Here is a 21,990-nt window from a genome sequence, read left to right on the forward strand (position 1 = left end):
GCATATCTCTGCAATGGCACTTATGTTACCATTCATCCCGTATATACGACTGTTCGAATAAATTATTTAATAGATTTTCTGTGGGACTATAGATTCGTAAAAAATATAAGCAATATGAATTGGAGGTTTAGTTGTTTGGTATCGGCTATTATGCTGTATTCTCTTAAATCATTACAAGCAGAAGTTCAAATTAGAGCTTTTGATATGGATCAATATAACAATGCAGAGAATAATGATATCTATCGTCGGTCGGACTCGTTATATCTCTTGCGAGACACATCAATAAAGAAAAAGGTTATCGAGATAGGAGAAGTGAATATCTTTCGGAGATTCAATCCCATTAAACTAACCGCTGGAAAACTGACTTATGAAGTGTCAAAAACAGCTCTAAATTCCAGTGGAAATGCTTTAGAAGTATTACGGAAAATGCCCGGGGTAACGATTATGCCGAATGGTAAAATAAGTTTAAATGGACAGGAGGGTGTACAATTTCTTATCGATGGAAAAACAAGCTTCTTAACTGGAGAAAATCTGATCACTTATCTGTCGGCTATGCCAGCGTCTTCCATAGACATCGTCGAGCTGATTACACAACCCGATGCCACGTTAGATGCAGGAGGTGATGCACGCATTATAAATTTGAAAAGAAATACTAAAGCATCAAATGGAATACGTGTGATTATATCATCGCAGGTGGAACAAGGGAAATACAATAGGATGCAACACCATATTATGGCTGAGACAACTATTAAAAAAGTATCTCTTTCCAATTCATATTCCTATTCTAAGGGACGGGATCTCGTTGATATTACTTCGAGTAGGTATCTGGATCATGATACAAAAGAAAGCATTAAAGATTTACAGTTGGATATGGATGCTATTAGAAAAAAAGATTATATGAACCATTATTACAACAGTACGTTGGATTATAGCCCTACTAAACATGTGAATACAGGAGCGTATGTATTGCTTAATAACAACAGACGAGTTAAAGATGAAGAAGTTAATTCGGTTTTTCTATATCATAAGGTACAACCTGATTCTGTTATAAATACGAGTAATCTACTGCACCATAACTTTAGAAATTTTAGTACAGGTGCGTTCTTAATTGCCAATATTGATAAAGACTCAAAATGGGAAAACTATTTCGATCGTCAAGATTTTAGACAGTCAGACCAGCAGGTTCAGTGGTCTGACAAATTGCTGGTAGATAACTTTAAATCCGAAAAGCAAGAGTTAGTTGGTCATACAGATGTTCAGGTGAAGATCACCACGATGCAGAGTAAATATCAGTTTAATATAATTTCAAACCTAGTGTCGACATTTGGAGGTAAATATACGCGTGTCAATATGCGTACAAAGTCATTGTATGATGTGTATCGAAATAACCAATGGCAAGCAGAGAAACAGCTCAGTAATGGATTTGGGCATGGGGAGAAATTAAAATCATTGTTTTTTCAATTGCAGTATCAAACATCAGAAGTGTTTACACTTGATATGGGATTACGTTATGAACATGCCACATTCAACAGTTTGGCTACTAACGATACGGATACACATGATGACCAACTCAGATCCTATAAAAATTTTTTTCCAAATATGACGATGACCTATAGCATGTCAACTCAACAAAAGCTATCATTACATTATAATAGAAGAGTAAATCGTCCAAACTTTAGAGATTTAAATCCTTTTGTTGAAGTAAACGATCCTTATCTCTATGAAAAAGGAAATCCAGATCTAAAGCCAGAATTTGTAAATAATATGGAATTGATTTGGGTTTTTAAAAATACGTATTCACTTCAGTTTTCTTACACGCTAAAACAAGATCCAATAAGTAAAAGCTACAATCTAGACCATAATAATCGAACGGTAGTAATGCCTCTGAATCTAGATCATGCTTCTGGTTTTGGCTTAAGGTTTAATGCGACAACTATATCACCTATGCGCAGCTGGAATATACAGGCAAATGCCAATTTAATGTACAAAAACTTCGAATGGATCACGAAGGATAAAGTATTTCACAATCGCCGGTTGACACCTGCTATTCAATTACAAAATCAATTTAATTTACCTTCCAAAGTAAATTTAGAAATTAATTGTTTTTTCAATGGTGCTACGGCAGAGGGTCAAGCTTATATTGCTCATTTGTGGTCTATCAATACAGGACTCCGTAAAACCTTTTTCCAAGACAAATTTACTTTGTATATTTATGCCAACGACCTTTTTAGAAGTAATAGACCTAATATTACCTTCAATGGAGATGTAATGAACGGAAAATACCGAGAGTCTTATGATAGTAGAGCATTCGGGATTAATCTTTCTTACAGGTTGAATAAAGGAGGAAAAACTGATCCTAAAAATAATAATATAGGTAACCGCTTAGAGGAAAATAACAGAATTAGTTACTGATATGATGATAGCCAGAACTTCACAACCAAAAGTAAATTTAATACATCAGGTAGGGCCAGCCATATGGGGTATTGTTTCTTTTAATATCCTTCGTATTGTCACTGATCTAACAAAGAAAGATGAATTTTGGTCAGGTGGTATTCGGATACACGCCAATGGACTGATGATCTCGATAGCTATCTGCTATATTATCACGTTCATGTGGCGCAATGGACTCAAAAAACTATTTTCTAGAGCTCATGATATTCCAACGAATATTATGAAGGAATATAGTATAGGCTTGCTTCAGGTCATTGTTATTCTTAATCCGATTATCTTCATCAGTGAGCGCCTAGGCTGGGTCTACATGGGCGATGGTTTTATTGATTATATTTTGGTCAATGCCATTTATATTCCCTTGTTATTACTTTATTATACCTTGTTAAGAAATGAGGTAATTAATAAAAGTTTGACAGATAGCAGGGTTCATATTGAACAAATCAAAGCAGACAAACTGGGTACCGATCTGCAATTATTAAGAAGTCAATATCATCCACATTTCCTTTTCAATGCCCTCAATACCATATATTTTCAGGTTGATGACTCAAATACTGTGGCTAAAAGAAGCTTGGAGCAGTTGTCAGAATTATTGCGCTATCAAATCTATAATGTTGACGATAAAGTGTCACTGGATCAGGAAATCACCTATTTGACATCCTATATCGCTTTTCAACAGCAGAGACTCACTGAAAGATTAACCGTGTATACCGATTTTGACGACGAATGGGAAGGACTTGCTATTTTTCCATTACTTTTTCAGCCCCTCATCGAAAACGCATTTAAGTATGTAAGAGGTGAGTATAAAATTGATATTAGTCTAAAACGTCAAGGTGAAGAGATAATTTTTAAGGTTTCGAATACTGTGCTTGAATATACAGTGAATAAGCAGGGCATTCCGATTGGAGGGCCTGTAAAATCTGGTTCGGGATTGACCAATCTTATAAAGAGGCTTGATTTATCATATCCTGATCAATACATATTAAGATCTAAAAGGGAGCCACAGTTATTTTCAACAGAATTAATCATAAACTTGTAAAGAATGATGGATATCAAATGTGCCATTGTTGACGATGAGCCATTCGCACGCAAAGGAATAGCTGCCTATATCGAGAAAATTAGTTTTCTTAAACTCACGGCGGAGTGTGAAGATGCTATTGAACTCAGTGAATATCTCAATACTGAGCACGTAGACCTTATCTTTCTGGATATTGAGATGCCCGAACTTTCGGGCTTAGATTTTATTGCCACATTGAGCAGTCCTCCAAAGATTATTATTGTATCGGCCTATGAAAAATATGCACTACGTGGATATGAATTAGAAGTGGTCGATTATCTTTTAAAACCAGTTCCATTTGGCAGGTTTTTAAAGGCAGCCCATCGAGCCCACGAAATCATCACTACAGCACATGCGCATAGCTTGAATATCTCTAAAAAAGCACAAGAGGAACATATTTTTATTAAAGTAGATAAAAAATTAAAAAAGGTGATGCTACAGGATATCCTTTTTATTCAAAGTATGGGAAATTATGTCATTGTTCATACCTTACACAGTCAGGATATCACCTATTGTACACTTCAACAAATGTTTTCTCTTTTACCAAAGCATCCGTTTATTAGCTGTCACAGATCCTACATTGTCAACATGAATAATATTTCTGCCATAGAAGGCAATCAGATACAAGTTGGTAGTTACAAAATTCCTATCGCACGCAATTTGAAAGATGAGGTCATGACTTTAATTTTAAGACATCAATAGGTTAAAAAAATCTTTTCCTTCAGTTATTTACCTCATTATTTTCTTAGTTTTCTAAATTACATCTTAGGGCCAATTTTTTAGTCAAGTTTTATTCACAGGTAAATTATCTAGTTTCTATTGAATTCAAGCAAACATTTGTCCGCACTATTAGGGGAAGCATCTGATTTTGGTACTATTAGTATAAGGAATGTTGGATAGCAAGGCCAACGTTTACTTTTCAGATTAAGCGATAAGGATTAAAATAACTAATTATAACCTCGTTAAAGAAAATAATATGGCAAACTGTGATAAGCTCAAAGAAGAGCAAATTCAAATTTCAAAGGAAAATTGGAATAAGACATTAGCTGATGTAGCACTATACATTAAAGATCAGGTGGACAAAGGGTTAAATCCAGAGCAATATAATCCTGGACCAGGAAAACCCTTAGTTAATTTACTCAAATTAGCGGAGGATTACAAAAATGAGAGCGATAGGCAAGTAATGGAAATCAGTAATCAAATTGATGCGGAGTGTACGGAAGATATGATTGGAATAGCGCAAACACTGGTTGATCTGGCAATTGCAAAATTTACAAAAGGAATTTCTTTGATATTACCGAAATATATCACTCATATTGATGTAAAAGAAATATTTAATGGGAAACCTTTTGGTGGGGATAATAGTATCGTCAATCAAGCTAGGGGAGCACTAATGAGAGGAATAGGTATTGATGAGAATAGTGATTTGGGTAAAGTGATCTTGGATCCTGCGGCTACTGCAAAAAATTCATGGGAAAACGATAATGGTGATATTGGTAATTTTATTAAGGGTCTGTTTTAGTAGTCGCTACATGGTATAGAGAAATAATGCAATCAATAAGCTATACAGCACTATTGATTGCATGGTTACTTATTTTAATTCAATAATTCTATTACTGCCTGTTGGTTGTTGCACATCTTGTTCAATAGATAAAGTCAGTTTTAGACATACTGTCAATACCAACAGTCCGATAAGTGATACAGGAAATATGATACCAATAACGATCGCCCATAGTAGAGAAATATGGAGGTACACTTTTCCTGTGCTAGCTGAAACTTTCAATTTGGAGCTTCTAAGAGCATCAAATGCTTTTTGAAAACCATTTGAAATTGTTTTGCTATTGATGTCGAAGATTGTTTTAGTTTTCATGATAAATCTGTTTATGTATTTATTTATGAATCAAAAGTAGCGCTATTTCGTTGCAGTGCTTATGGGAATTAGGTAGGTCAAGGTATAAAGTCGGTAAAGTAATAACTTTCTACGGTTAGTGATCTCAGAGGGAGTTCTTTAATAGGATATATCAACTATCTATGTTCAATTTATCTTAACACGGATGCTGATCAAATACTGCCTAATGCGGAACCTGTAATGTAAAACAGGTTTCTTGAGCATCTGATCTGACAGTCAAAGTTCCTTTATGAGCCCTTGCTATTTCTGAAGCAATATACAATCCAAGACCAAGACCATTCTGGTTAGCTTGATTATTTTGACGTTGAAATGGGTGGAAAAGATGTTTCAATGCCTCTTCAGGAATTGGCTCTCCTTTATTTGTGACAATAACCTCCCAATAATCACTTGTCGTTGTCGCACGTAAAATCACAGGAGAATCATAAGATCCATGTGTAATTGCATTTCCAAGTAAGTTGGACACCAACTGCGCTAATCTTCCAGGATCACATGATACGGGTTGATTGATATTAAAATCTGATGCTATCATACTCGCGGGATATGTCACCCTTAACTCATCGCTAACTTGATTCAGTAACTTTTCAAGATCAGATATAATCGGAGTAATGAAAAATCCACCTCCTAAACGACCACGAGCAAGATCCATGATATTATCTATCATCTCGTGCATCCTTCTGGAGCCACTCTCAATTATATTAATAAGTCTTTCTTCAGGCTGTCCTATTTTTTTTCTAGCAAGTAATTGTGCCGCATTAATAATACCACCTAAGGGATTACGCAGATCGTGCCCGAGTACAGCAATAAACTGTTCGCGGATCAAGGCATTTTGTTGTTCCATTTTCAGTTCAGCTTGAGCAAGCTGTTTTGCCATCTGAAGATTTTCCTCGTACAGTCGGCGATCTGATGCACTAAAAATATTAAAGCGTATGAAGAGTACCTGCTGTTTATCATTTCTTCTTTCATAGCCATTTATATATACAGGTAATTTTCCATCTCCTGAATCTGCTAATTCAAGTGCTATTTCATCAAAATGTCCCTGCAAGCGCAATAATGGCCAAAGATGGGTTTCGAAATAAATTCTTCCACCTACACTTAGGATATTAGAAAAACGCTGCCCCACTAATTTATTAGGTACTGTATTCAACCAAGTAGTAGCGCGCTTGTTGATCCTTGCAATATTTCCAGTTGGATCCGTAATGACAAAACCACATCGTGACGATTCGAAGAAATCATCGAAATCTTCGGCGTCAGGGTGCATAAACTTATTGGTCATATAGGTAATTGCTAATTGCTGAGATTGTTTCTTCTGGAGCACTCAAATTAGGACAATGCCCAGTTGCATCCATGATGACAAGTGTACTCAGCGGTATTTTACTGTGCAAATAATGACCTACTTCAATTGGAGCAATCACATCATTGCTACATTGTAAGATTAGCACAGGATGTCTTGTATCTGCTAAGATTTCACGCTTATCTGTCAAAAATGTAGTCCGAGCAAAATGCTTTGCGATTTCGGGATCTGTTTTACAAAAGCTATTCGCGAGTTCCGCTCCAAGTTCCTTTTTGTCAGGATTGCCCATGATGACAGGGCCCATTGCCATTGACCAACCTAAATGGTTATTATTTAATGATGCTAATAGCTCATCGATTTCTGAATGGCTAAAGCCTCCTATATAATCTTCTTGGTTAATATAAGAAGGAGAGGGGGCTACCAAAATCAGTGTCTTAAAAATTTCAGGAGCCATCTTCGCCGCTATAAGCCCCATTATAGCGCTCACAGAGTGTCCAACAAATACAATGTCGCTAATTTTTAGTTCCTTAGCAATTGCTACAATATCTTCTGCGTAGCCCTCAAGACGATCATATTTATCAAAAGAATATGCAGATAGATCAGAGTTTCCTGCGCCTACATGATCAAAAAGTACTGTTTTGTAGTTCTCCTGGAATGAAGGATATACATGACGCCACATATTTTGATCGCATCCGAAGCCGTGAGCAAACATCATGACATGGTCTCCAGTTCCACTTACGACAACATTGTTTCTTTTCAGTATTCCCATACGAAGAGATCTTGGTTAAGGTGATATATCTCATCTAATTTACGATTTGTTGATGACCTAATAAAACTTTAATTTTTATTTTCTATACAATAAACCCATTTATAACACAATGTAAATAGCTCTATATTGCAAAAGAGAGTTTGAATGCATCACAAAAATACATACTCTACGTACTCAACAAACAGAAAATGTAAAATATCCAAGGATTGATATCAAACAGCAGTATTATTCATTCAATAAATTGCTATTCATGACTATTTCTCTCACTTTATTTTCAATATAGTAATGAAGATTACTGTCATCACTATATTGATTTTCTAATACAATCATATCGACATCTTTTTCAGGAAAATAAATTTTAAGTGATGCAAAACCCAATCCCTTTCCTGGATGTCCGATGTATTTTACAGGTGTCTTGTCATTGACGTAGACACCATAACCATATCCAATACGCGCTGTACCAAAAGCTTCATGTTGTGCTGTTATACTATAACTGGTCATTAGCTTATACGTCTCTGGTTTCAATATTTTTCCATGATGCAATTTTATATCCCAATTATTAAGATCTTGTAAATTTGAAACAATTCCACCCGCAGGAATAAAATCAATCCACCCTTCTCTTTGTACAGGATGTTCTCTTAATTTAAATATATTGTCGGCACTCGTGTATCCATTGACCAATCTATTTTGCATTTTATGTTCTTCATAACAAAAGCTATTATTCATATCCAACTCGTCAAACAAGTCTGTGGCGGCGTCAATGTATGTTTTGCCAGTTACTTTTTCAATGACTTGACCTAGCATAGAGTACGAGATCACATTATATAAAAAATCAGTACCCGGTTTAAAATTTAACGGTTGGTCAATATCCGTTATCCCTGACGAAAAATTTAACAAATGATGTAATGTAACGGTGTCTGCCCAGGACTGTGTGATATGAGGTAAGTATTTTCTAACGGGAACTTCTAGCGAAAGATTTCCTTTGTCAACTTCTCTTAAAATTAAAACTGCTGTGATTTGTTTACTATTCGACTGAATTCGAAACTTATCGGTTATTTTCAGAGGAATTTTATGCTCAAAATCCGAATAGCCAAAAGCTCTGGAGTAGGCGATTTTTCCTTTTTTAGTGATCAGTACAACGCCATTAAAACTTCTAGGGGCTGTTGTCTGTAATAAACTGTCAATTTTAGCGGAATAATCATCTTTTAATTGTCCATAGGTAGTCGAATATACTGAAGCTGATAAAAATATAAATGCTAAAAATCTTAATAATTGTATCATAGGTCTATGGGTATATGTATTTATTTTATCATCTTGCTTTTTATTTTGCGTCATCACAAACATCACTATTGATCTACCTCTTGATCTTTACTTTTGACGGATCTTTGAGAAAAGCAGAACGATAGCAGACTTAAAAAAACTAAAAATAGGAATGCTTTTATCATAAAGTTTTATTTTGTCATTTAAATAACGTTGTAGAGAGTCAATAAGTTACAGTAATAAAATTAATATAAAAGGAAATGTTAATCATTTATTTTCCAATTCTATTAAAGTATGACTAGGACAACAAGAATGTATCCTTTCTTTTACGTTACATTTAAGGTGAGCGTCTGTCCTGTCGATTTTATTTGGATATCTAGTTGCACGTATTAATTTCTTTATTCAGGTTAGAATAGATTCTACTTATTTCATTTTAGTTAATTATTTGTGAACATCTTTGAGAGATCTTTGTTTTATATAGTAAAAAAGATATTATGGATGTACAGCAAAACAATATGGAGAAGAGAATTACCCTTTATAATGAGTATTATGGATTTTTAGAAAATCCTGGCAACTTTAATTTTGATACCAACCCACATCGACTCATTATCAAGAACTATGCACTTCGTACTGGCGATAAATCTCTTTATGAATTTTACTTAAAAGCAGTATTTCCAGATTGCGCTATAGATGAACTACACAATTTCGATGCTGAGGTTTGTTATTTAAAACAAATGGGAAGAGAGCAATTGGCACTTTGGCTGATTGATAATAAAGTAAAAGTTCTCAAGGCCGATATCAATACCACTGATAAAGATGCTATTTTTGAAGCAGTTTCTATCCCTGATGATGCACATATGGAAACATATTTAAGTAATCAGAAAGGTTTGATTTTAAATTATATAGCTCCGTCAGAATTGATCAAATTCCCGTATCATGTGTGGATCAATACTACATTGAAATGATCTTAATTAAATAGTAATGGACCCTCATGGATAGAGATCAAATGCTACAATTAATTTTAGCATTAGATCTCAGAGGTGCATCATTCTAAACATAAAAATCGTCAAGCGCTCGCGTTTAAAGAAAATTAAATGCGATCGCTTGACGTTGTCAAAATACACTTTGTCATGTGTTTTTATGGTTTCTTCTTTATGCTTTCGCTTTTCGGTCAGCAAATCACTTGACTTCGATTATCTAAAGCGAAGTTATTTTTTTGCAGTTTCAGATTCAATTGTTTTTTGATCATTAGATTCGATATAATCCTTGAAATTCTTAAAATCTTGATGGATCATTTTTTCAATAGCTGGATTTAAAAGTTTAGCAACTGCAGCACCCATATCTCCCAGAGGAGCTTTATAGGACATTTTAAAAGATATTTCAGTTTCAGATTCTCCCATATCCTTAAATTTAACAGTTCCCGCATTTTGAACCGACGAATCAGCCATACTTGACCATGAAATTTGCTCATTGGCAACATCCGCATTGATCGCAGCCTTCCATATCAGAGGCTCTACTCCAGATGGTGTTTTAACCTGCCATTCCGAATGTTTTTCATCAATTACTTTCACACGTTCCAAATGTTTCATTATGCGTGGGAGATTTTCAAGTTTACGCCAGAATGCATAAACTTCTTCACGAGGGTAATTGACAGTGATGACCGAATCTACAGTTACATCTGTTGGTTGATCTGTATGGTCGATCTCAAATTTATTATAAACTGGGCAATAACCCGCAGCACCTCTTAATAAAAGCAAAGCGCTTGATGCAGCCAGAGCTGGATTCTTTTGTTTGCCAGATAGGCTTTTATATAGTAGATATGAAGATGATAGGATCGTGATCAAACGCTCCGTCTTACTGATGTTTTGTTTTAATTCCATAGGGATGATGTAGTTAACGATATCACAGTTTTTTGATTTTCACAAAACTGTTTCTATAATTACAAACCAAACAGGAGTTTGTTAGTTTAGATTCAGTATTAGTCGATATCCTTTCAGAAAAAATTGGCATATCTCTTTACAGAAGTTCTAAAACCCCTAAAAGTGAACTTTAGGGATTTTGTGCTTATTATATAACTGATGTTTAAGGAGTCTCATCTAGTGATCGCGGATGTCTACAGTAATAGTCTATTTGACACTCACGAAGTTAAACGGTGAAAAATATTTAATACTTTATCATCTATCGCGAACATCATCTTTAATAGAGGGAGATCTCCCAGTAAATTATGGGCTTATGATCATATTTTACTCGTATTTCAGGTCAGTAATAGCCGTATTGCCCATTGAAAATAAATTTGTAAGATGTAGGGTTCTGTCCATAAATTTTTATAAATCAGTGGATTCGAATTTCGGCATGAAAGTAGTGATATATCCAAAGCAAGATCTCGAATTAACAAATGAGTATTTATATAAAGTAAATATGATTAGAAATATTATTTTGAATAGTATAGTTATGTTTCTTTTTAGTGTGGCATGTCAATCCGACCATAATAACAGAAATTTAGGTGAAACAACTAGAAATAATACTCAGGTACAGACGGAAATAAAATTAACAGCAAACCGGACGATAACTTCATGGCTTAACGACGGTATTGAAGGCGTTCAGTTTCTGCACACTAGCGACTGGCAAATCGACGATCGAATTTTTTTAAATAGCAGCTGTGACAAAGGTTATCTGTTATTGCTCAATCGCGATTTAAGTCCATTGGCAGAGTTAGATTATATTCAAGTTTTATATACTGCTAAAGAGGAGGGAGTATGGAATATTTATTTGGAGTCTATGCCTAATATGATCATTCCTAGAACAAAAGTAAACGGAAATTTTAAACCTAGTACATTTGAACAGTTGGCTTTAGCGGGAGAGCAGGTAATGGAACGAAATTATAGAAAAAGCGACGGAACGATTAATGATTCATTTGTTAATAATGAATTTAATACAGACCTTAAGAAAAATCATCTAATTTTTTTATCAAAAAGATTAGAAAGTAAGCTTAAAAGTATTAGATGATCTTCTTTTTCATAATTAACTAAATTTGTTTGGTGTTATAGTACTATATTTAGACAAAGTGAAAGCAATTATGATAGTTAAGATCGCTTTATTGAAAAACAATCGAATTTAAAAAGTGAATCGAGTAAAGATGCCAAAAAACAGATCCAACAAGTAGTATAATCATATTCTCTGAAAATTTTGTCTTAAAAAATTAAAGAAATAGTAAAAAAGGTATGAATTTTGAATAGGGTCTTGAATCAATAATCTAGTAATTTTTATGGAAAATAAGAAATTAGGATCGGTTGCACTAATTGGAGGGGGACCCGCAGCTTTATTTATGTTAAAGGAGATTGTGAATCAAAATCTTCAAGTTGAAAATATCTATATTTTTGAAAAAAATGAGCGATTGGGAGTTGGTATGCCTTATGGGAAATATGGATCGTGCAATGAACATCTCGCGAATGTTTCTGCTAATGAAATTCCAGAATTAATATACGATGTTGCTGATTATTTATCGCGAAATCCAACTGATGATTTTCCAGATTATTATATAAACGGCAAATTAAATCCTTATCAAGTTTTACCAAGACTTCTTTTGGGAAATTATCTCGAAAATCAATTTCACGAATATATTAAGCTAGCCCTAAAGCTTAAGATAAAGGTGCATGTTTTGACTGATACAGCTGTGACCGACCTGCTCTATGATCGTAAAAAAGAAAATTATAAGATCACTATCACAGATGATCAAGTATATGATGCTGAGGTTGTGGTTATATGTACAGGGCATTACTGGCCATTAACATTTGAAGGAAAGAAAAAAGGATGGTATGATTCTCCTTATCCGCCTTCAAAATTTGATCAAAGAACAAATTTTCCCGTTGCTATTAAAGGAGCTTCCCTAACTGCTGTGGATGCTGTCAAAACTTTATCACGGTTAAATGGCCAGTATTTCTATGACGATGATAAAGTAAGCTATGTTCTGAATGAAGATTCTAAAAACTTTTCTATACATCTTTTTTCGACTGGTGGTTATCTTCCTGCATTACGTTTCCATTCCGAGTCCGAACCATACTCTCTTTCTTGGTCAATGACATTAGATGAGATTTATGATTATAAAGAGAAAAATAATGGTTTTGTGGCTCTCGACTACGTTTTTGAAAGAAATTTCAAAAACCCAATTAGGCATAGTGATCCCGAATTTTATGAAAAGATCAAAGATATGACTATTGAGGAATTTGTCGAAGAAATGCTCAGTTTGCGAAAGGAACTAGATAGTTTTACCCTTTTTAGAGCTGAATATCTAGAGGCAAAAAAATCAATAAATAGAAGAAAGTCTATTTCTTGGAAGGAGCGTTTGGCAGCCTTCAGCTATGCAATGAATTACCCAGCTAAGCATTTTTCGGCAGAAGACATGCTGCGGTTACGTAAAGTATTAATGCCACTTATCAGTGTAATCATCGCTTCTCTACCACAGGAATCGTATAAAGAAATTATTGCGCTGTATGAAGCTGGTGTTATTGAACATATCCAAGTTGACAGAGATAGTCATGTTGATCCTCATGCTGATACGGGTGCAATCTATCGTTATGTGGATATACAAGATAAAAAACACGAACACCATTATCAACTCTATGTTGACGGTACTGGACAACAGCCCCTAGAATTTAACGATCTGCCATTTGAAGGACTAAAAGATCAAGGATTGATCAGTACAGGATATCTTAATTTTAAGGATCCGAATGAAGGAAAAAAATATGTAAGTGAAAAAAGTCTCCATGTCAAGAGCGATAGTAACAACAGTTATTACATGCAAGTAAAAGGTTTAAGTATAAATGATTATTTTCAGGCACTTGATGCTTTTGGAAATGCAACTAAAAATCTTTTTATAATGGCAGTACCATTCATAGGAGGGCTGAATCCGGACTATTCTGGACTTGACTTTTGCGATACGGCTAGTAGGAGAATAGTCAAGTTTATAAATCAGTAGTGCAAGTTCTCGTACTAAGCAGTGACCGCTTTGTAAATATCAATAGGTATTGTAAGAAAAGCTAATCGCAAGATTAGCTTTTCTTATATAATATGCTAAAGATTAAATCACCTACGCAAATTGATTTTAATAGCTGATTTCTATGATGCAATTATGTATTATTACGAAAAAATAGGAGGATTATACTGTAGCAATGTGTACATCCATAGATGATCTAACAAGCATCTATTATAAATTACTTCAGAATGGTACCATTAAATCCGGTACTAGCTATCATTTTGTTATTTGACTACAACATTTTTAAAATCAAAAGGTATTCTTTCGATTGAACTTTCATTTTCGATCATCAATTCAATTTTTATGTCATCTCTTTCATCAGCAGTCATATTTCTTTTTAATTTGATCAGTTTGTATATCATATTTGTTTTTTTATCAGTTAACGTCAGATTATTATAACCATGGTCAAGATCTTCATTAACTGCTATTATAACATCTTGATTGATATCCGATTTATAAACATACATCAGGTCATAGCTTTCAAAGTCAATACCTTTATAATCGTCCTCCTCACTGAGCTTATATTTAAAATCGGGAAATACCTGTTGTATATATACCGAATCTACGATACCAAAATAAATTGTCGAATTGTTTTTTGTTAAATGGTTGTCTATAAGATTCATGTTTTTTTCTAAATCTTTAAGCTTACCCAGATTGAAATATGATTTCTCATTTGCTGAAGGCTTAAAGTATTTGATAACACCTTTAATATCCATGTTTCTGTATTTTTTATGTTCATCGATATTATATCTAGCCAAAACATTTGCTCTTCTGAAAATGTTTTCAAAAAAGTTATTTTGAAGTATCTGCCCATTATAATTTGTAGTCGTCAGCGTATCTATTTTAATGAGGTGAAATCTTCCATAGGACTTATTTTCAAGCGCTAAACTGATTTCAATCATATCTGATATTTTGATCGTATGAGATAGCACGACTTTTTCTTGTGAATAAAGGGATACAGTAGACATGATTAGGAGTAGCAGTGTGGTTAGTTTTTTCATTTTGTATGTCGGTAATTGCTAAAGTACTGGATTTCTTTTTCTATATGAAAATACTCGTTTTCATATTCTAGCTTTTTAAATTCAATCTTTCTTCCTGTAGATCAAGTAGGCGAAGATGTTTTTTTATGATTTCTTCATCTAGCAAAAGTTCTTTACGATTTTTATTGATCAGCCAGTTCCTTTGCGTTTCTAAAATGTCAATATAAATATTTCGGTATTCAGCGTAATTAATAATGATTTCAGAACTGCTCAATTGGTGTTCATATTTCTCTAATTGATCCTTCAATATTGGGAAACTTTCTATTTTGTGTGCATAATCGCTACGAATTTTATCAACAGCCACTTGAGCGAGGTTGTTCTGTATTTCGTAATCTATTTCTTTTTCGCTTCTCACAAAATCACGGTCTATCAATGGAAATTTTTTTAATAGAATAGGTAGAGTAAGCCCCTGTACGAGCAATGTGAGAAGAATGACGACAAATGTGATGAAAAGTATCAGATTCCTTTGAGGAAAAGGAGTTCCATCACTTAAAGTCAAAGGGATTGAAAGCGCTGCGGCCAAAGACACTACGCCTCTCATGCCTGTCCATCCAATGATCATGGGTGTTTTCCATCCAGGTGATTGAGCATCTGCAACCGTGATAAAATTTCTCATAATTAAAGTCGTAATCACTGCGGCGTAACCGGCAAGAACTCTTACTATAACTAGAACGCCAGTAACGGCAATTCCATATCCAATTGCAGTATAAATATCCGTATCTCCTAAACCGGAAACAATTTCAGGCAAATCTAAACCGATAAGCATAAAAACAATACCATTTAGTAAAAAAACAAAAGTTTCCCACACCGTGACGGTACGTATTCGAGATGCACTGCTCAAAAAGTCATGACTTCTATAGGAAAGAAACAAGCCACCACTTACGACAGCTAACACTCCAGAGGCGTGTAGCTGTTCTGCTGCTAAATACATTGAGAAGGGTGCAATAAAAGTGAGTAAAATATCAGTGTTTGAATCTGTGGGTAAAATCTTGTGCATTTTCAGAAAAATATATGCTATAGTCAGCCCTATTCCCACACCACCTATACACATCCATACAAAGCTTCCCGCGGCCTCCTGCCAAACAAATTGTCCCGTTGCTGCTGCAATCATTGCAAACCGGAAAATGATTAAAGAAGAAGCATCATTCAACAAACTTTCACCTTCGAGTATGGAGGCCAATCTTTTTGGTACTTTAACAAATTTTAAGATTGCTCCAGCACTTACTGCATCAGGGGGAGAAACGATTCCACCCAATAAAAACCCTAAGGCTAAAGAAAATCCAGGAATAAAATAATTAGCGAAAATCGCAACCGATAACGCAGTGAAAAACACAACGACAAAAGCAAAACTAAAAATAATTCTACGCCAGCGCCAAAGTTCTTTCCAGGAGGTCGACCATGCCGCCTCATATAGCAGAGGAGGTAAAAAGAGAATAAATATCAATTCTGGTTCAATTTTTATAGGGGGTACTCCTGGAATAAAACTTATCAAAAGTCCTGCTAATACAAGCAATACAGGATAAGCGACCTGAATTTTTTTTGCCAGCATAATAAGCATGGTAATCATCAGGACCAGAAATAGATAAAATTCAAAATTTTCTAACATATATAGATTTTAGATATATAAATATATATTAAATTTTTAGAAAGATTTACAGCCGATTTTAATTTGAATAGGCTAAGTATGCAACACCTTAAAAAATATATATTTGCATGATGGCTACTCCCGTAAAAGCTTTTGTGATGGAGTTGATCGTAAAAACACTTTTGGCGTTACCGCAATGCAATCTTGAATATTCTTTAATCCATAATATGCTGTTTGTATAATTTTACTATAACTGATAGTCGATAATTCTAATTCTGTAATTTTCTTTTTTCCATGTGATTCAGGATAAATATATCAATGCTATCTGTTTGAGCGAAAATTTAATAGGTGCAAAGAGATCATCCGATCGAGACTATTGATTATTTCAAAATATGGATCATATGAAGATGAATGTAAGGATAGGCTAATGGTTAAATTGATATAAATCCAATATAAGCATTGGAAAGAAATCTATTCAGATATGTTAATAATGATCATCCAATAGGACTTATGTTTGCCGCAGTGGAAATTAATATTAACGACAGTTTTGTTTGATACACCCCACATTAATATGATTTTATAGTTTTAAAGGTGTTTATATATATTGATTTAAAACAAATAGCTGTATCAAATGTTATTTTTAGAGAGGAAGTTCTTCATTAACTACTCATTTAAATATAGGGTAGAACATAAATAAAAATTTATATCCAAATTGCCTATGAGCGACATTTACAAAAAATCAGCAGCAATATGTATCGTTGTTTTACTATTCTTGACGTTGACAGTCTTATTCATAAAAGCTACTACACTATTACTTTTATTATTTGGAGGAATTCTCATTTCTATACTTTTCCATGCAATTTCATCTAAGATACAACAATGGACAGGTTTAAATTCCAAAATATGTTTACTGTTAGCTATACTTTGGGTTGTTATCTTCTGTAGCACCATATCATATTTTATCGGCAATACAGCCGTTACGCAATATAAGGAGCTGGCCGCTACAGTACCTAAAATGATAGACAATCTCCAGACTTATTTGACTAGTACGAATTGGGGTACTTATCTCATCGATAATATGGATAGTGCAGAAGATCAGATGACCAAAGTTATAGAACATTTACCACAGGTATTCAGTGGTACATTTGGTTTTTTGGGAGATCTCTATGCCTTACTATTTTTGGGTATATTCATTATGATTTCCCCCAAGGAGTATATGATTGGCATTGTAAGCTTATTTCCTGACAAGAATAAATCTACAGTAGAGGAGGTTCTGACTAAAGTTGGAGAGCAGTTGAAGATCTGGTTGAAAGTTCAATTATTGGATATGCTGTTTGTTTTTGTTTTAACAGCACTTTCTTTGCTTATTTTAGGAATTGAACTTTGGTTGATTCTGGCCTTGATAGCAGGAATACTGTCTTTCATCCCCAATTTGGGTCCAACTATCGCACTTATACCTGCTGCTTTGGTAGGTTTGCTTGATGGACCTGTAACAGCATTGTACATAATCGCAATTTTTGTCGGCGTCCAGATAATAGAATCAGCAGTTTTTGCACCCTTCGTCCAGAAAAAGATGCTATCATTACCACCAGCTATGGTACTCTTTTTTCAATTGCTAATGGGTACAGTTACAGGAGCATTAGGTTTGCTATTTGCAACACCGATACTGGTCGCTCTTGTCAATTTCGTTAACGAAATATACGTAATCAGGGTATTGAGACAAGAGACAGCAGGAGAGATGATCGAAGAAATAGAAAGTGATGATTAAATCTAGAATATGGAGCTGTTCAGATTTAATCTGACTTTTGCGAAAGTTGCAAATGAAAAATCTTACATTTAACTATGCCGAGCTTTAAAAAAGTATTTCTTTTTTTAATCGTTTTGTTTTTCTACAAATCAAGTAGTTGTGAACAAGCACCTCTCACGATGATGCAGATCCAAAAGCAATATAGCGGAATTTGGATTGATAAGAAAACAAGTAGATGCTTACAGATAACATTTGAAAATGTCAGTTATGCTATGATTACCGACTGGACCCGTAAATATCAAAGTCGAGAAAGCGGTGATGTTTATAGAGCATTTGTAAAAAACGGCAGATTGGTGATGCCTGAGGACAGGGAGCATCATGCACCGTACGGTGAAATCGAGGTGAAAAATAACAAACTCATATACCGTACAAAGCCCAATGGTATACTGAAATCATCAACTTGGGATAAACAGATATTCACCAGAGAGAGATAATCAAAATCTTTAGTTGAGTTACAGAAATCAGGTCAGGTAATCATATTCCAGAAAGTCAGAATAGGATGATTATGTTGCTTAAAATAAGTCGAAAAAATAAACAGGACCTAATCTACTTTAAATATTTTTAATCAGACTGAACAACAGGAACGGTCGTTGGCATTTTATACATTTGGAAATCAATCTCTTTTTTTGAAAGAGATATCATCTATACTTGTAGCTCTCTTTATCAGTATATGCATTTAATTCAATAGTAATCCTTCTGCTGACATACTGCTGTCAGTCGCCCTGACTATTTTCGTTAAATATTAAAAATCAACGTGTAAAATATGGAGAACATCACTATTCAAGAAAAGAAGATTATCGGTATGGTCATTAGAACTACCAATGAAAATGGACACTCGGCAAATGATATCGAATTATTATGGCAAAAGTTTTGGAAAGATGAAACCATACATCAGGTCGAGCACAAGATCAGTAACGATATTTATGCGGTCTATACCCACTATGAAACAGATTTTACAGGGTATTACGATACTATTATTGGCTATGAAGTGGGTGTATTTACAGCCATTCCAGAAGGATTCGTTAGTTTGGTTATCGAAGGGGGAGAGTTTGCTAAGTTTGTGTCTACAGGAAAGATGCCAGAAGCTGTATTCAATACATGGTTGGATATTTGGGCTGATCAGGAGTTTAATTTGAAAAGAGCTTATAAAGCAGATTTTACCGTACATGGTGAAAAATACAATGATGGTCCCGAGGCCGAGGTGGAGACCTATATCTCGGTAAAGAATTGAGTTTTCCTATTTAGCGAAGATAAAAAGTTATCATAAGTTTGAGATCCGTATATGGTGGTTTTGTAATTGTATTTTATGATTTTCTGATATGCATGTTCTCAAAGATGTATTGCTAGAAAAGATATTATATCGTATAGTATCAATGTACCAATATCATTTTCATACAGCAAAAATTAGCTTGTAGTATAAAAGTAAAAATATCAATATTTGAAGGTTTCTTTGTTGAAAAAAGTGACAAGCTTATGGTAAGTTGAATCAATGAGGATAATTAAAAACAGCTACAGTTCGCAAAATACAGAATACCATTATCTAATGGAAGATATTGGTATTCTGTGTATATGAAATAGAGGTTTAAATCTGTACCTGGATATTCGCAAGCAAAAATAGTATAGTACTAATGGTATCGTTTATTTGGAAAGATGTGTTATCGGAGTTAGTAAAACCTTACGGAACTCTACTTCAGCACCTTCAGCTTGTAGTGCAATCTGTCCACTATTTGCGGTACAGTCGTAACCTTCATTTACAAGGTCATCATTCACCCATACTTTGATCTTCCGGTCTAAACATTCGATCCTCATGTTATTCCATTCGCCAAGCGGTTTTTCCGAGCGATCGGTAAGATTTATAATGCGACGATTTTTACCCTCTGTAATGCCCCATTCAGCTTCCTCACCACGACGTTCAACCATATTTGGAACTTTAATATCCTCTACAATACACCAAAAGTCTCCCGCATTTTCATGCATCATCTGTACCTCAATAGATTTTGGAAACATTCCATAAAGTGCGCGTGGGGTAGAAGCATGCACCAGTACACCACAGTTGCCTGGTTTTCCTGCAAAACGGTATTCGACTTCTAAGCTATAGTTTTGGTACGATTGATCAGTTATAATATGACCATTTGGTGTACCCATACTGACCAACATTCCTTCTCTGACAAGAAAAGGACTTTTTACAGTCGTATTTTTGTCCATTTCTGGAACATCGATATGCCAACCTGTTAAATCTTTGCCATTGAAAAGGCTTTTTGATTGAGCACATGAAGAAAAGGAAATCGCTAAGCTACTGACAATAAAAATCGCTGAATAATAGAAGTTCATATTTGGTTTAGGTTTGAGTTATTATTATTGTTAAAACAAACATACATAATAATTTTCATAGGAATAATATTTGCGCATCAATTTTTACGACCATTTACTTGTGTTCTAAACGATTAAAAATTGGAAAGGGTTCGGATCATTAAATTCGAAAATATTCATATAAAAAAGTACTGAAAGGTCTTGAATGTAAATAAAATCCAAGAGATCTAATCTTAACAATGACTGGATGTTCCTAATAAACACTTATAAAAAATTGTGATCACTGCTGACATAGGGCTGTCTTTCTTGGACTTACTTTTGCCTAAGTATAAATTAAGATTATCAATAATGATTCGAATAAACAATCACTCCGCCAAAGTAATGGAGTTTACACGCTTTAGGAAGAAGAAGGATGTATCAGATGATGAGCTTTTGTTAGCGGTATTAAAATTTGAAACCACATTGTCACTACAGCAGGGACTAGTTTTTCATTGCCTAGTCAGAAACTATGATAACGAGTATGCAAATGTCTTATTTAGCGAATCCATTCAATGTCTAAAAGATTTAGAAAATCATATCGGTATCTTCCTGAAGTTAAAAATTTCTTCAATTTAATTGAACCCAAAAGTGTACAAGTTGAATATCATGAAATACAAAAAGAGAGTTTTCAAGTTCCAGATGTATTTTCATGTGTAGAGAGGGGTATATTTTCTATACGTGTGGATTATCATGTTTATGACTTACTCCAGATATCACAAAATATAGAAGAGCAGTATTTAAATATGTTTGATAATACACAAGCTCACTTTATTGGAAAGATCAACGCGAACACCTTTTCAGAAATAACGCTAGGTAAAACGCTTGGCGCTACAAAAAATACCTGCATGGGATACCTCGATGACACTTCTTGTCAAGAATTGCTGGCAATAGCAGATCAAGATAGTATGGAACTTGATTTTTGGTATCTAATAGCTTAAATGATGATGAGCCAGATCCCGTTGATTGATAAAATATATATTCTCGAACGCTTTGAAGGGAAGGGAGGATGGACTTTTGCCCGAATACCTGAAATTGTACCGCCCAAAGATGTGCGCTTCGGTTGGATAAGAGTTAGGGGAACCATCGATGGTTATGAAATTAAGAACTATAGGCTACAGTCAATGGGAAATGGCATCCTTTTTTTACCCATAAAATCCGACATCAGGTGTAAAATTAAAAAAGCAAAAGGAGATGATGTGCATATTATCTTGTATGAAGATGAGCTTCCAACGGAGATGCCTGAAGAAATGGAACTCTCTTTAAAAGATGATCCTCATGTTTATGAAAAATTTTCATTATATCCGGAGAGTAGAAAGAAAAAACTAATTGAATGGGTGTATTCTGCAAAAACAGATGACATAAAAGTTGAAAGAATAGTTAAAATAATCAATGAAATTTTATTCAAAAAGTAAGATATGTATCAAAGACGTCCTATAATTGACA

The 21,990-nt window shown here is 34.4% G+C and carries 20 protein-coding genes; 12 read left to right on the forward strand and 8 right to left on the reverse strand.

Annotated elements, in window-relative coordinates; all coding sequences use genetic code 11:
- The first annotated feature begins 114 nt into the window (after nt 1–114).
- From B3P23_RS20945 to B3P23_RS20960, 4 genes are all read left to right on the forward strand, one after another.
- Entirely contained in the window at nt 115–2,412 is a 2,298-nt protein-coding gene (locus B3P23_RS20945) for an outer membrane beta-barrel family protein (RefSeq protein WP_293929321.1), read from the forward strand.
- Nucleotide 2,413: 1 nt separating this feature from the next.
- Complete coding sequence (locus B3P23_RS20950) at nt 2,414–3,487, forward strand: sensor histidine kinase (RefSeq protein ID WP_293929323.1); 1,074 nt, start codon at nt 2,414–2,416, stop codon at nt 3,485–3,487.
- A gap of 3 nt (nt 3,488–3,490) precedes the next feature.
- On the forward strand, nt 3,491–4,207 hold the full coding sequence (locus tag B3P23_RS20955) for a LytR/AlgR family response regulator transcription factor (RefSeq protein ID WP_293929325.1): 717 nt from the start codon (nt 3,491–3,493) through the stop codon (nt 4,205–4,207).
- 274 nt (nt 4,208–4,481) lie between these two features.
- Nucleotides 4,482–5,027: a hypothetical protein gene (locus B3P23_RS20960; protein WP_045754809.1), complete on the forward strand. Its 546-nt coding sequence runs from the start codon at nt 4,482–4,484 to the stop codon at nt 5,025–5,027.
- A 69-nt stretch (nt 5,028–5,096) separates the two neighbouring features.
- On the opposite strand, the gene B3P23_RS20965 is transcribed toward B3P23_RS20960, so the two are convergent.
- The 4 genes from B3P23_RS20965 to B3P23_RS20980 form a co-directional block, all read right to left on the reverse strand.
- The gene (locus tag B3P23_RS20965; protein ID WP_045754808.1) at nt 5,097–5,375 is read right to left on the reverse strand and encodes a hypothetical protein; all 279 of its coding nucleotides are present in this window, start codon (nt 5,373–5,375) and stop codon (nt 5,097–5,099) included.
- 202 nt (nt 5,376–5,577) lie between these two features.
- Nucleotides 5,578–6,687, reverse strand: a complete 1,110-nt coding sequence (locus B3P23_RS20970; protein WP_293929328.1) for a PAS domain-containing sensor histidine kinase — start codon at nt 6,685–6,687, stop codon at nt 5,578–5,580.
- A complete protein-coding gene (locus tag B3P23_RS20975; protein WP_293929330.1) occupies nt 6,677–7,474 on the reverse strand; it encodes an alpha/beta fold hydrolase in 798 nt (265 codons plus the stop codon). The genes B3P23_RS20970 and B3P23_RS20975 overlap by 11 nt, the downstream gene beginning before the upstream one ends.
- Nucleotides 7,475–7,699: 225 nt before the next feature.
- Complete coding sequence (locus tag B3P23_RS20980) at nt 7,700–8,755, reverse strand: serine hydrolase domain-containing protein (protein ID WP_293929332.1); 1,056 nt, start codon at nt 8,753–8,755, stop codon at nt 7,700–7,702.
- Between the two features lie 494 nt (nt 8,756–9,249).
- On the opposite strand from B3P23_RS20980, the gene B3P23_RS20985 reads away from it, so the two are divergent.
- Nucleotides 9,250–9,699, forward strand: a complete 450-nt coding sequence (locus B3P23_RS20985) for a hypothetical protein (protein ID WP_293929334.1) — start codon at nt 9,250–9,252, stop codon at nt 9,697–9,699.
- Nucleotides 9,700–9,942: 243 nt separating this feature from the next.
- Here the strand turns inward: B3P23_RS20985 and B3P23_RS20990 are convergent, their stop codons facing one another.
- Complete coding sequence (locus B3P23_RS20990) at nt 9,943–10,614, reverse strand: SRPBCC family protein (protein ID WP_293929336.1); 672 nt, start codon at nt 10,612–10,614, stop codon at nt 9,943–9,945.
- A 472-nt stretch (nt 10,615–11,086) separates the two neighbouring features.
- Here B3P23_RS20990 and B3P23_RS20995 point away from each other — a divergent pair, with 472 nt between their 5' ends.
- Nucleotides 11,087–11,740 (forward strand): hypothetical protein, encoded by a 654-nt coding sequence (locus tag B3P23_RS20995; RefSeq protein WP_293929338.1) that lies wholly within the window; start codon nt 11,087–11,089, stop codon nt 11,738–11,740.
- A gap of 259 nt (nt 11,741–11,999) precedes the next feature.
- Nucleotides 12,000–13,709: an FAD/NAD(P)-binding protein gene (locus B3P23_RS21000; RefSeq protein WP_293929340.1), complete on the forward strand. Its 1,710-nt coding sequence runs from the start codon at nt 12,000–12,002 to the stop codon at nt 13,707–13,709.
- A 281-nt stretch (nt 13,710–13,990) separates the two neighbouring features.
- Here B3P23_RS21000 and B3P23_RS21005 read toward each other — a convergent pair whose 3' ends face one another.
- The gene (locus tag B3P23_RS21005; RefSeq protein WP_293929342.1) at nt 13,991–14,767 is read right to left on the reverse strand and encodes a hypothetical protein; all 777 of its coding nucleotides are present in this window, start codon (nt 14,765–14,767) and stop codon (nt 13,991–13,993) included.
- A 67-nt stretch (nt 14,768–14,834) separates the two neighbouring features.
- Nucleotides 14,835–16,412, reverse strand: a complete 1,578-nt coding sequence (locus tag B3P23_RS21010; protein WP_293929344.1) for a Na+/H+ antiporter — start codon at nt 16,410–16,412, stop codon at nt 14,835–14,837.
- A 697-nt stretch (nt 16,413–17,109) separates the two neighbouring features.
- On the opposite strand from B3P23_RS21010, the gene B3P23_RS21015 reads away from it, so the two are divergent.
- The 3 genes from B3P23_RS21015 (at nt 17,110) to B3P23_RS21025 (ending at nt 19,429) form a co-directional block, all read left to right on the forward strand.
- Nucleotides 17,110–18,159, forward strand: a complete 1,050-nt coding sequence (locus tag B3P23_RS21015) for an AI-2E family transporter (RefSeq protein ID WP_293929346.1) — start codon at nt 17,110–17,112, stop codon at nt 18,157–18,159.
- 74 nt (nt 18,160–18,233) lie between these two features.
- Nucleotides 18,234–18,632 carry a hypothetical protein gene (locus tag B3P23_RS21020; protein ID WP_293929348.1) on the forward strand — a complete coding sequence of 133 codons (399 nt, stop codon included), beginning with the start codon at nt 18,234–18,236 and terminating at the stop codon, nt 18,630–18,632.
- Between the two features lie 329 nt (nt 18,633–18,961).
- On the forward strand, nt 18,962–19,429 hold the full coding sequence (locus B3P23_RS21025) for a GyrI-like domain-containing protein (RefSeq protein ID WP_293929350.1): 468 nt from the start codon (nt 18,962–18,964) through the stop codon (nt 19,427–19,429).
- Nucleotides 19,430–19,836: 407 nt separating this feature from the next.
- Here B3P23_RS21025 and B3P23_RS21030 read toward each other — a convergent pair whose 3' ends face one another.
- Nucleotides 19,837–20,529 (reverse strand): 3-keto-disaccharide hydrolase, encoded by a 693-nt coding sequence (locus B3P23_RS21030; protein WP_293929351.1) that lies wholly within the window; start codon nt 20,527–20,529, stop codon nt 19,837–19,839.
- A gap of 530 nt (nt 20,530–21,059) precedes the next feature.
- Between B3P23_RS21030 and B3P23_RS21035 the strand changes: the two genes are divergently transcribed.
- Nucleotides 21,060–21,485 carry a hypothetical protein gene (locus tag B3P23_RS21035; RefSeq protein ID WP_293929353.1) on the forward strand — a complete coding sequence of 142 codons (426 nt, stop codon included), beginning with the start codon at nt 21,060–21,062 and terminating at the stop codon, nt 21,483–21,485.
- The gene (locus B3P23_RS21040; protein WP_293929355.1) at nt 21,486–21,959 is read left to right on the forward strand and encodes a YdeI/OmpD-associated family protein; all 474 of its coding nucleotides are present in this window, start codon (nt 21,486–21,488) and stop codon (nt 21,957–21,959) included.
- Nucleotides 21,960–21,990: the final 31 nt, after the last annotated feature.

Origin of the sequence: Sphingobacterium sp. UBA6320 (assembly GCF_002440335.1) — a bacterium.
GTDB lineage: Bacteria > Bacteroidota > Bacteroidia > Sphingobacteriales > Sphingobacteriaceae > Sphingobacterium.